Source organism: Pseudomonadota bacterium, from assembly GCA_039193195.1.
GTDB lineage: Bacteria > Pseudomonadota > Gammaproteobacteria > Steroidobacterales > JBCBZW01 > JBCBZW01.
In genome coordinates this window covers 29,578-40,613 of sequence record JBCCWS010000053.1, presented here as the reverse complement: position 1 = coordinate 40,613, position 11,036 = coordinate 29,578, and the positions used below count along the sequence as shown (strand labels likewise).

Here is an 11,036-nt window from a genome sequence, read left to right as displayed (position 1 = left end):
GTGGGCGCCGGGGGCGTGGGGGCGCCGCGGCCGGCGGTGGGGGGGCGGTCTCGCCTGGGGGGGGGGCTGCGCCGACGGGGGCTCGTTGGTCATTCCTACGTATTAATTAGTTGACAGAGGACAGTTCCCTCGCTACCTTGCGGATGAACTACTAAGGAATTCGTCGATGCCCCGACCCACAACCGCAACCCTGACCGACGCCGAGCACCGAATCATGGACGTGCTGTGGCAACGCGAGGAGGCAAGCGTGCGCGAGCTGACGGACGCGCTCAGAGATGCTCACGATCTCGCGTACACCACGGTGCTTACCACCGTGAGGATCATGGTGGACAAGGGATATGTGGACTTCCGCAAGCAAGGCCGCGCCCATATCTATCGTCCGCTAATCACGCGCGACGGTGCCCGCCGGAAGGCCTTGGGCAATCTTGTACAAGCGCTCTTTGAGGGCTCCCCTCAACGGCTCGCTCAGCATCTGGTGACAGATAACCAACTCACCCTCGATGACATCGAAGCACTACGCGCCCAGCTCCTGCATGAGCAGGGCGGCGACGACGATGATCAGAACAGCTCAGGAGAAACCCGATGACCTCAAGCCCATCGCTGCTGCTAGTTGCCGTCGCTGTGGTGCTGGCGGAGACCGCCCTGCTGCTCAGCCTGGTCAAGCTGGTGGACCGCTACGCCCCGTTCCGCTGGGTGCGCGAGCGCCACGATCTGGCGCTAGTGGCAGTAGCCCTTGTGCCCCTGTTGATGGCCATGACGCTCTTGCCTGCACAGGAGCACGGCAAGCCTCTTCTAGGCTCGGCTGCCATTGACGCGGAAGCGATCAACAGCGCGCCGATAGCGGTGGACCGCGCCATCTCGGCTCACGGGCAGCGTACGTCGGCGCCAGGTGAGGCCGAGGACCGTACGGTGCAGCGAGTGCGTACGTCTTTGGTTCCCAGCAACAGCGTGGTCCTGCTGATCTGGACCATCGGGACCCTGGCGATGGTGATACGCCTGGTCAATGACGCCCGAGCCCTCGCTCGCCTGCGCGGCAGAAGCGAACCTATTGGCAGCACCGGCTCGCTCGGACTGACCAAGGACCTCGAGGTGCGCGCGAGCGGCGAGATCATCTCACCGATGCTGGCGGGCTTTCGCCAACCGTGCATCCTCGTGCCCGCGCACTTCACGCTATCCACGCAGGCAGCCCCTGTGCTGGAACACGAAATCGCCCACGCCCGACGGGGCGATAACTGGATCACCATGGCACAGCGGCTAGTGACTGCCGCGTTTTGGTGGAATGTACCGTTGCATTACCTAGCGCCTGTAATCGCTCGCACGCGAGAGAGCCTCTGCGATCACGATGCCGCCGTCGCCACGGGCGCCCCCAAGCGCCTGGCCCATGCCCTACTGGAGGCAGCAGCCATGTCGGCCCAGATGTCCACATCTCCCTCACCTCGCCTCGCTGCCCACGCTCACGGCGTCGCACTTGAGGAGCGGGTAAGACACCTTAGGAGATCCGATGCCGCACAGGTTCGTAAGCCCTGCGCCACGGTACGAATCATCCTGCCCACGATGGCCACCGCGGCCTACCTCCTCGCCCCGAGCCTCGGCGGCGCCGCGCCCGAGGACGCCGATGAGGACGAGCGTAGGATTGGGGCGTCCCTCGAGCGGCTCAACCAACGGGTGTTCGGCACCGGCGCCAGCCTCCTCTTGTACGAGGCGGCCGAAGCTGGTAACGCCACCGAAGTCGGCGCCATGCTCGATCGAGGGGTCGACCCAAGTGCCCCTGCCCTCGGCGACGGGACGCCGCTCATGGGCGCGATCCGTGGCGGGCACCTGGCACTCGTGCGCACCTTGTTGGCGGCAGGTGCCGACCCCAACGTGACCTCACCCGGCGATGGCACTGCCTTGATCGCAGCCGCCCGCAGGGGAGACCGCGTCGCCCTCGAACTGCTACTCGACGCCGGCGCCACCCCTGACCTCACCGTCGCCGGCGATGGCGCCGCGCTGATCAGTGCGGCGGCTCGCAATGACCTGACCATCATCGACGCCTTACTGGCGGCCGGAGCGGACCCAAATGTGGCGATCGGTGGCGATGGCACGCCGCTGATCGCCGCCGCCCTGCGCGGTAACGCCGCCGCGGCAGAGCGCTTGCTCGCCGCCGGTGCCGACGCCAACGGCTATGTGCTCGGCGATGAGACGCCCCTTATCAACGCTGCCCAGCAGGGACACCTGGAGATAGGCAAGCTGCTGGTGGCCCAAGGGGCGGATGTCTCGAAGACCGTGCGCACCGCGCGCGGCGCCTGGCGTTCGCCCCTCAGCGAGGCCCGCGACCGAGACCACCCCGAGTTCCAGGCCTGGCTCGAGACTCTCGGCGCAACCCACCAACCAGGGCGAGACTGATACGTCCTAAGCGACAAGCTAGGCGGTGGAGACCCTAAGTTACCGTCGCCTAGCACCTACCGGCTGGCCCAGGATCACGCCACCCCCGAAATCTGTCGGTGTGCCGACTCAATTGCAGGGGCGATGCGCTACCCTGTGCGCCGGCTCCTCGTGGGAACACTGGTATGGACATGGGCAGGCTCATCGCGCTCATCGAGCGCTCGGTGCTCGCAGTGATCATTGGCCTCACGGTGATCGCCGTGCTGTTTGAGCTCGCCACCATCTGGGAGCAACGCAACGTCGCCATCGCCGACATCCTCCTCCTGTTCCTCTACACAGAGGTGGTCTCCATGGCGGGAGCCTTCTACAGCAGCCGCCGAATCCCCACGGTCTACCCACTGCTCATCGCTATCACGGCCCTCTCCCGCCTCATCGTGCTGCAGTCGAAGGAGATGGAACCGGCCACAATCCTGTACGAGGCTGGCGCCATCGTAATCCTCGCCCTGGCCGTCGCGGTGTTGCATCTCTTCGCCGGCGAAGGACGGGAGGACACCGATGAGCTGCGGCGTGAGCAAACGACGAACCCGCCCAACCAAGAAACCTAAGCAATCTAAGAATCAGAAACAGAAGTCGCCTGTCATGCCGGCGCCGGTCGTGAGCGCCTGGCGCCGTTTCTGTAGAATACCGCTCCTCCCGCTTGACGAGGCACCCCTATGAATCGCTTCCACAACATCCTGTTCGTAGCCGATCAGGACCGGGCAGACACGGCAGCGCTGCGCCAGGCAGTCGAGCTGGCAAACAGCAACGATGCAGAACTCACCGTGGTGGGCATCGTGGAGATGTCGGAGCGCGAACGACGCTCCAAAGACACCAAGACGCGCGAGCTGATCGAGACAATGACGAGCGTGCGCCGCGAAGCGCTCGAACAGCTGGCCGAGGCGGTGGCCGCCGGCAACCCCCGCCTCAAGGTGGAGGTGCTCGTCGGCAACACCTTCCTGGAAGTCACCCGCGAAGTGCTGCGCAACGAACGCGACCTGGTGATCAAGACTGTCGACAAGGTAGATGGACTGATGCAGCTTTACACGGGCACGGACATGAAGCTGCTGCGCAAGTGTCCCTGTCCCGTGTGGTTGATCAAATCGACCGCGGTGGAGGGGTACCGACGTATCATCGCCGGTCTTGACTACAGCGGATCACGCCGCGATGGCGACGCGATGAACGCACAGATACTGCAGATGGCCAGCTCGCTCGCTATCCGCAGTGGCGCCCACCTGGACGTCGTGCACGCCTGGTCCTTGCCGCACGAGGATTTCATGCGCTCGGCCCGCAGCGGCCTGACCGCAGGCGAGGTGGAAAGCTTGGTGGAGAGCGAAGACCTGTCCAGACACCGATGGGTTGACCAGCTGGTGGCCGAGAACGCCGCGGCCACCGCCGAACGGGAAGGAAAGGCCTTGGAAATCACCACCCACCTGCCTCGAGGAGAGGCGGGTCAGCTGATCCCAGCGCTCGCCGAGTCACTGGCCGCCGACCTGGTGGTCATGGGCACCGTTGGCCGCACGGGTATCCCCGGACTACTGATCGGCAACACAGCGGAGCTCGTGCTGCACCAGATCCAGTGCTCTGTGCTGGCGGTCAAGCCCCAGGGCTTCCAGACCCCAGTCAAACTGTAGCGGTTCTACGCTGGCGGCCCGCCAAGGCGCAGTCGCACTGGTGCTAAATCAGTGCGACCCTTCTGGGATCTCTGCATCGCGCAGCCGGCGCAGGAAAGCGCGCCAGTCCCAGCGCTCCACCCGCGCCTGCAGCATCAGCATGCTGGGCGTCAGTAGGAGCGTTAGCACGGTCGCGAACGCCAGTCCGCCAGCGACCGCCGAGGACAGCTGCGTCCACCACTGGGCAGACGGTCCGCCGATCAGAATCTCGCGGTCGAAGAAATCCAGATTGATCCCGAACACCATCGGTAACAAGCCTAGGACGGTGGTCACGGTGGTCAGCAGGACGGGACGAATGCGCTGAGCACAGGTTCGAAGGATCGCTTCCGTCGCCTCCATCCCAGCTGCCCGCAGCGTGTTGTAGGTGTCGATGAGCACTATGTTGTTATTCACAACGATTCCCGCCAACGCAATCACCCCAATACCGCTCATCACCAGGCCGAAGGGCTGCTGCAGCAGCAGGTGACCAAGGAGCACTCCGCCGGTGGAAAACAGCACGGCAGTCAGGATCAGAAAGCCCTGAAAAAGGCTGTTGAACTGAGTGACAAGAATGATGTAGATGATCGCCACGGCCACCAACATGGCGCTCAAGAGGAAGGCCTGCGATGACTCCTGCTCCTCGCTGTCTCCGCGGAAGCTCACGTTGACGGAGCGATCGAAGGACAGCTCGCCCACCGCTTCACGCAGCACGGCCACGCGCTCGGGGATCTGCACGCCGGGGCGTACATCGGACTTCACACTCATCGTGCGCCGTAGGTCCGTGCGCTCCAAAGTGCCAACCTCTTGCGCCGGTCTGCGCGTGACGAAGTTGCCGATCGGCACCAAGCCGCGGTCGGAGGGCACGCGCAGGGAGTCGATCTCCGTGAGGCTGCGGCTACTCGCGGGATAGCGAACGCGAATCTCCACCTCATCGTCCGCATCGTCCGGTCGATACTCGCCGATCTTCAAGCCGTTGGTAACCAGCTGGACCGCGTTGCCCACGAGCGTAACGTCGGCGCCGTAGCGTGCTGCCTCCGCGCGATCTACATTGAGACGCCACTCGATACCCGGCAGGGGGCGACTATCGGAGACATCTTGCAGGCCCGGCACCTCCTCCAGCAGCTGACGCACACGCGTAGTGACCATCTCGAGGCGCTCCGGATAGCGCGAGCTCACCTCGATGATGATCGGCTTGTCGTTGCTCGGGCCTGCGCGCGGCGTGCGTGCCGTGACCACGATGCCGGCGAGATCCGCGGTGCGCTCACGAATCTCCTCCAGGATCTGCGCCGCCGGGCGTCGCTCGCTCCAATCGACGAACTGCAGCTGAATCGTGCCGACGATATCGCTGGTGCCCTCGTCGCGCGACGCTCCCGTACGCGCGTACACCGAGTCGAACTCGGGCATGTCAAGGATGCGCGCTTCAACCTGACGCACCAACGCATCCTGCTCCTGCGGCGAGAGATCGCCGCGCGCGCGCACCTCTACACTCGAGAACTCGGGCTCCACATCAGGGAAAAACTCCATCCCCCGGCCGAAGGTGCCGTAGGCGATGTAGATGCCGACAAGCAGGGCGGTCACCCCGGTGACGGCAAGCAGCGGCACGCGCAGGGCCACGCGCAAGACGCGCAAGTAGGCCCCTGTGAGCCCGCGAATCTCATCGAGATCGCCCTGCTCAGCCGCCGCCAGCTCCGCCTGCGCCTTGGGATCGAGAGTGCCCGCGCGGCCAAAGATGCCGCCGAGCGTCGGCACGAACACCAGCGCCATCACCAGCGAGGCAGTCAGCACGGCAATCAAAGTGATCGGTAGGTAACGCATGAACTGGCCGGTGACGTCCGGCCAGAACAGCAGGGGGAAGAAGGCGGCCAAGGTCGTCAGCGTCGATGCGGTGATCGGCAGGGCCATGCGCTTCGCTGCGGTCGCGTAGGCATCCTTGCGAGGCAGCCCCTCGGCCATCTTTCGATCGGCCAACTCGGTGACCACGATGGCACCGTCCACAAGCATGCCGACGGCCATGATCAGGCTGAAAAGCACCACGATGTTGACGTTGATGTCCATGAGATTCAGAACCAACATCGCGGCCAGGAAGGACCCCGGGATGGCCACCCCCACGAGGAGCGCCGAGCGCAGTCCCAAAATGCCGATGATCACCACGAACACGAGCAACACCGCGGAGAGCACATTGTTCTCCAGGTCGCTGAGCATGTTGCGAATATCCCGCGATTTATCTCTAGAGAAGCTCGCCTTTACGGCTGATGGCCACAGGGCCGATTCGCGCTCGACAAGTGCCCTCACCTCATCCACCGTATCGATGACGTTGGCCCCGGCCCGCTTGATGATCTCGAGGCTGATCGATGGTCTGCCGTCGATGCGGGCAAAGCTCGTTGCGTCCTTGTAGGTGCGCCGAATGCTAGCAATTTCCTGGAGGGCGACGATGCGGTCGCCGTCGGCCTTCACCGGCATCGCCATTACGTCTTCGACGGTCTCGAAGACGCCCGGCACCTTCACGGGAAATCGGCCGCGCTCGCCCTGCAGGGTACCCGCAGCGACTAGGCGGTTGTTGCGATCCACCAGCTGGAACAGCTCCGACTGAGAGATCTCGTAGCTCTCCATGGCACGCGGATCGACAAGAACCTCGATCACCTCTTCCCGGTCGCCCGCCGTGTTCACCTCGAGCACACCGGCCAACCCTTCGATGTCGTCCTTAAGGTCTCGCGCCAGGCGCGTCAACACTCGCTCCTGCACCGCGCCGCTCAACTGCAGCACGAGCATAGGATCCATGCGCGATAAGGTAACCTCGGAGACGATGGGCTCATCGGTTTCCTCCGGCAGCTCAGCCTTCACGCCGTCCACCTTCTCGCGCACGTCCTGCAGGGCGAGGCTCGTATCAACGCCTGCATCGAACTCGAGGGTCACGGACGCGCCGCCCTGGTAGGCGTTGGAGGAGATCTTCTTGATGCCCTCGATCGCGCGCAGGGACTGCTCGACGGGGCGCACGAGCAGACGCTCTGCATCCTCCGGTGAGATCCCCTCATGGGAGAGGGAGGTGTAGATCACGGGTATCTCGACGTCCGGATCTGCCTCCTTGGGGATGCTCACATAGCTGAAGGCACCTGCGATGAGAATCAGCAACAAGCCGAGTAGCACCGTGCGTGCGTGATGCACCGCGAAGTCGATGATGGCGTTCATCAGTTTTCCTCGCCGACGCCTGCTTCAACCAAGCGAGTATTGGGGAGAGCTTCCCGCTCTAGGGCTGTACGCTGATCCTGTGACTCTAAGGTCGGCGCAACACGCTCCCCTTCACTGACAAAGCCGTAGCCCACGGTGATGACGCGCGCCGGATCGGGCAAGCCGGTCACCCACACCGTGTCGCCGTCTGCTCGAGCCACTTCGATGGGTAAGAAGCGCACCTGGTTGTCATCGTCCACGATCTTGACGCCCAGGCCTCCCGCATCATCGAGGCTCATCAGCGCGGGCGAGACCGGGTGAGCCATGACGGTCTCCAGAGGCAAGCCCAGATCGGCCGACGCGCCCAGGGGCAGGCGCCCCTGCGCGTTGTCCAGTTCCAACTCCACTAAGAAGGTGCGCGTCGAAGTGTCCGCTTGGGGCGAGATGTAGCGCACGCGACCCTGCCGGCGAGCACCGTCGACCAGCTTCGCTTCACCGATCAGGCCCGTGTGCAAGTAGGCAATGTCGCCCTCGGACACGTCAGCACTGACGATTACCTTTCGATCGTCCAGGTACGTAAACAGAGGATCGCCCGGAGTAACGTAGTCGCCAACCTCCACCGATCGGTCCTGCAAGGCACCGTCGAAGGGTGCTCGCACCACCATGCGCTCTAGGTCGAGTTCCGCACGCCGTAGCTCCGCCCGTGCGCCCTCGAGGTTGGCCAAGGTCTCTGCCACGCGCCCTTCCGTGTTGAAACCCGCAGGCTTCAAGGCCTTGTTCGAGGCATACTCGAGCTCGCGCTGGCGGACCAGGGCCTTGGCCTGGATGAGACGCGCTTCGCGGTCACCGAGGTCGAGGCGTAGCACCTCCTGCCCCCCGTTCAGGCGTGCGCCGCGCTCGGCCACGGTGGAGTCGATGCGTCCGGAGGTCTGCGCTTTCACCTGCACTTCACGCGAGGCTTCCGTGCGCCCGCTCACCAGCAGACGGCGCTCGATGCGTTGCGCGAACTCCTCCTGGTACTGCACGCGGGTGAGTCTGCCCTCGCGCGCGCCAACGGTGCCCGCGTCCTGCGCAAGTGGCGTGGAGGACGACGGCACACCATCCGACAGGGCGCCAGAGGCCATCCAGGCCACCAGGGCCAGGACGATAAAGATGGAGAGGGTCCACGGGCTTCGCAGCAAACTGATCATTCGGGGGGTCCTGGGGGCACACGCGCGAGGGGTCGTATTATGCTGCATGGCAGCGTTCTTTACGACCGGAGAAGCGTGATCTAGATCCAATCCACGGCAGGATAGATGCCGCTTTCAGCACGGCGGTCGCACGCCGCTGAGCGCTCGACCGGCCTTGGCGATGAGCGTCGCTGGGGGACGACGCCGTTAGCCATCAGGGTTCTAGTAGGTCAGCGGGGATCATCGGCACGGAGAGCAGGCGCGTGAAGGAGGCCCAGCGGTCTCCGCCGACCCGCTCGACGTAGTCGCGAACCAAATCCTGGCCCAGGTTGTAGTTCACCACGTAGCTGCGATAGGTCTCGATGAAATCCACCGACTTCTCGGCCTGAGCAAGATCGACCAGGTTGTAGCGCACGATCCAATCGACGGCCTGCTCGCGGGTCATCCGCCCGTCGAGGTAGCCGCGTGCTGCCTCGTTGCGGGCGTAGCTCAAGCGGGCTCGTAGTCGTTGCAGCGCGTAGTAGCGCTCCGCCTCGCCCGCCTCCAGACCGGCGAGGGGCCATAGCACACGCCTTTCGAACTCGACCTGCTCCTCGCCGGGGAACGCTACCCGTATCCCGTAGTTTGCGCTCCCCTCCGCCAGCAGGGCCGAGGGACTGAACAGCGGCTGCACCGTGTACTCGATCCACCCCTCGCCCTGTGCGAGGTTCAGCTCCTGCAGCGTCTGATAGGTGTGGTGGCCGGGGTACCCCTCGTGACAGCCGAGGTCGACGGCCCGATTGATCTGCTGGGGAAGATCCGTGTTGACCTGAATCAGACTCTCTGAATCGCCCTGGTACCAGTTGTAGCCGCTCCAAGGTTTGTCGCTCACGTACTCGAGGGTAAAGCGCTCCTGAGCGGGAAGCTCCAGGGCCGCCAGCGTGCGAGTGCGACACTCGCCGATCGCAGCCTGAAAGACCGCATCGAGGCGCTCAGCAGGCACCTCGAACGACTTCAGAAACCCGCTGACTCGATCTGCCAGAGGCCCTTCGCCCGGGAGCAGGGCCTCGATGTCGACAAGCAGGGCGTCGAAGTGTGCAGCCTCGTAGCGAGGTGGCGTCACGCCGAACAGCGCCCGCGCTTCCTCATCGAAGCTCAGGCGCTCGCCCTGCGCCATCGAGGCCCGCGTCCTCAGTGCCGTTAGGCGAGCCAGCAAACCGCGCAGGCGATCGCGCGGCCGCCCCTCGCGCACGCTTAGCAGGGGCTCCAAGCGTTCGACGAGGGCGTCGGCCTGCTCGATGATCTGGGCGGGGGAGAGCTCCGCCTGATCGGCGAGCGCCACGAGCTCCTTGGGACCGAAGTACGCGTCGACGTGCGCAGGATCGTGCCGGCCCATCGCAAGCTCGAGGGACACGTACTCTCGGGCCAACACATCGACGTCTGGGATCGCAGCGTTGGTGGCGCTACCCTGGTCGCCGCAGGCCACGAGGCCCAGGGTCGACACCGCAGTCATCGCCGCCACGATTTGCCTAATCGTTCTAATCACTTGAGAGCAGCCAGTATCAATGGTGCTAGTCGCCATGATCCACACCTTGCGCCCCCTTGCCCCCAGCGGGCAGCAAGGCGCTCAGGGCCGACCACGTTGGCGCTACCACACGACCCACGACAGGGATAAGCAACAGCCCAACCACCAGACCGAACACCCCCGCGCCGGTGGCGAACACGAGCCATTCGATAAAGCCCTCTAGCGCGCGCACGGCGTGAGCCACAAGGACGGCGAAATCGTGCAGGGCGTGTTCCACACCGTCTGCACCAAACTCGGCGAGCCCGTGGATTACGATGCCGCCGCCGACCCAGACCATCGCGGCCGTGCCGACGGCCGCGAGCAGCTTCAGGAATCCGGGCATCGCAACCACCAGCCCACGGCCAAGGGCGCGTACGGCGCCGCCCAGGGGCCCTTCCCACTGCGTCGCCGCCAGGGCAACGCCCATGTCATCGGCCTTCACGATGATCGCCACGACGCCGTAAACGGCCAAGGTGATGCCGATCCCGACAATGGCCAACACGATCGCCTGCGTGAGCAGGGGCGAGTCCGCCACCTCGGAGAGGGCGATGGCCATGATCTCGGCGGAAAGGATGAAATCCGTGCGAATAGCGCTCGCCACCTTCTTGTCTTCCAGCGCCTGCCCCTCGGGTTCTACCAACCCCACCTTCGCCTCGTGCTTGTGCGCATGGTGCGGCAAGAAGACCTCAAGCACCTTCTCCGCCCCCTCGTAGCAGAGGTAGAAGCCGCCCAGCATCAGCAGCGGGGTAATGACCCATGGGGCGAACTTGCTGAGCAGCAGGGCCACCGGCAACAGCACCAACACCTTGTTGCGCAAGGAGCCGACCGCGATCTTGTAGACGATGGGGATTTCCCGAGCGGCAGCGAAGCCGACCACGTAGCGCGGGGTGACCGCCGTATCGTCGATGACGACACCGGCAGACTTGGCGCCCGCCTTGGCCGCCTGGCCAGCCACGTCGTCCAAGGAGGCCGCCGCCACCTTGGCGATCGACACCACATCGTCCAACAGTGCAATCAACCCTGTACTCACGCCGCTCTACCCTCCGCGAGCCCCAAGCAGGCCCAGCAGGCGTTATACCGCCTTGGGCAGGAGTTTGCAGATCACCG

General features: G+C 64.6%; 8 protein-coding genes. 4 read left to right on the top strand and 4 right to left on the bottom strand.

The genetic code is table 11. The annotated features are described in order from the left end of the window. Positions 1-166: 166 nt before the first annotated feature. The 4 genes from AAGA68_24160 (at position 167) to AAGA68_24145 (ending at position 4,034) form a co-directional block, all read left to right on the top strand. The gene (locus tag AAGA68_24160; protein ID MEM9388170.1) at positions 167-586 is read left to right on the top strand and encodes a BlaI/MecI/CopY family transcriptional regulator; all 420 of its coding nucleotides are present in this window, start codon (positions 167-169) and stop codon (positions 584-586) included. Beyond that, positions 583-2,385 carry an ankyrin repeat domain-containing protein gene (locus AAGA68_24155; protein MEM9388169.1) on the top strand — a complete coding sequence of 601 codons (1,803 nt, stop codon included), beginning with the start codon at positions 583-585 and terminating at the stop codon, positions 2,383-2,385. Before AAGA68_24160 ends, AAGA68_24155 begins: the two co-directional genes overlap by 4 nt. A gap of 164 nt (positions 2,386-2,549) precedes the next feature. Beyond that, positions 2,550-2,969, top strand: a complete 420-nt coding sequence (locus AAGA68_24150) for a phosphate-starvation-inducible PsiE family protein (protein ID MEM9388168.1) — start codon at positions 2,550-2,552, stop codon at positions 2,967-2,969. 108 nt (positions 2,970-3,077) lie between these two features. Further along, entirely contained in the window at positions 3,078-4,034 is a 957-nt protein-coding gene (locus AAGA68_24145; protein MEM9388167.1) for a universal stress protein, read from the top strand. A 48-nt stretch (positions 4,035-4,082) separates the two neighbouring features. Here AAGA68_24145 and AAGA68_24140 read toward each other — a convergent pair whose 3' ends face one another. From AAGA68_24140 to AAGA68_24125, 4 genes are all read right to left on the bottom strand, one after another. Beyond that, positions 4,083-7,238 carry an efflux RND transporter permease subunit gene (locus AAGA68_24140; GenBank protein MEM9388166.1) on the bottom strand — a complete coding sequence of 1,052 codons (3,156 nt, stop codon included), beginning with the start codon at positions 7,236-7,238 and terminating at the stop codon, positions 4,083-4,085. Further along, on the bottom strand, positions 7,238-8,407 hold the full coding sequence (locus AAGA68_24135) for an efflux RND transporter periplasmic adaptor subunit (GenBank protein ID MEM9388165.1): 1,170 nt from the start codon (positions 8,405-8,407) through the stop codon (positions 7,238-7,240). The genes AAGA68_24140 and AAGA68_24135 overlap by 1 nt, the downstream gene beginning before the upstream one ends. Before the next feature lie 193 nt (positions 8,408-8,600). Next, positions 8,601-9,947 carry a hypothetical protein gene (locus tag AAGA68_24130; GenBank protein MEM9388164.1) on the bottom strand — a complete coding sequence of 449 codons (1,347 nt, stop codon included), beginning with the start codon at positions 9,945-9,947 and terminating at the stop codon, positions 8,601-8,603. Further along, positions 9,937-10,959, bottom strand: a complete 1,023-nt coding sequence (locus tag AAGA68_24125) for a DUF808 domain-containing protein (GenBank protein ID MEM9388163.1) — start codon at positions 10,957-10,959, stop codon at positions 9,937-9,939. The genes AAGA68_24130 and AAGA68_24125 overlap by 11 nt, the downstream gene beginning before the upstream one ends. Positions 10,960-11,036 lie beyond the last annotated feature (77 nt).

What these genes read in the sequence shown, in the direction of transcription:
- AAGA68_24130 (MEM9388164.1), bottom strand. Translation starts at nt 9,947, where the DNA reads ATGGCGACTAGCACCATTGATACTGGCTGCTCTCAAGTGATTAGAACG.
- AAGA68_24145 (MEM9388167.1), top strand. Translation starts at nt 3,078, where the DNA reads ATGAATCGCTTCCACAACATCCTGTTCGTAGCCGATCAGGACCGGGCA.
- AAGA68_24140 (MEM9388166.1), bottom strand. Translation starts at nt 7,238, where the DNA reads ATGAACGCCATCATCGACTTCGCGGTGCATCACGCACGCACGGTGCTA.
- AAGA68_24160 (MEM9388170.1), top strand. Translation starts at nt 167, where the DNA reads ATGCCCCGACCCACAACCGCAACCCTGACCGACGCCGAGCACCGAATC.
- AAGA68_24150 (MEM9388168.1), top strand. Translation starts at nt 2,550, where the DNA reads ATGGACATGGGCAGGCTCATCGCGCTCATCGAGCGCTCGGTGCTCGCA.
- AAGA68_24155 (MEM9388169.1), top strand. Translation starts at nt 583, where the DNA reads ATGACCTCAAGCCCATCGCTGCTGCTAGTTGCCGTCGCTGTGGTGCTG.
- AAGA68_24135 (MEM9388165.1), bottom strand. Translation starts at nt 8,407, where the DNA reads ATGATCAGTTTGCTGCGAAGCCCGTGGACCCTCTCCATCTTTATCGTC.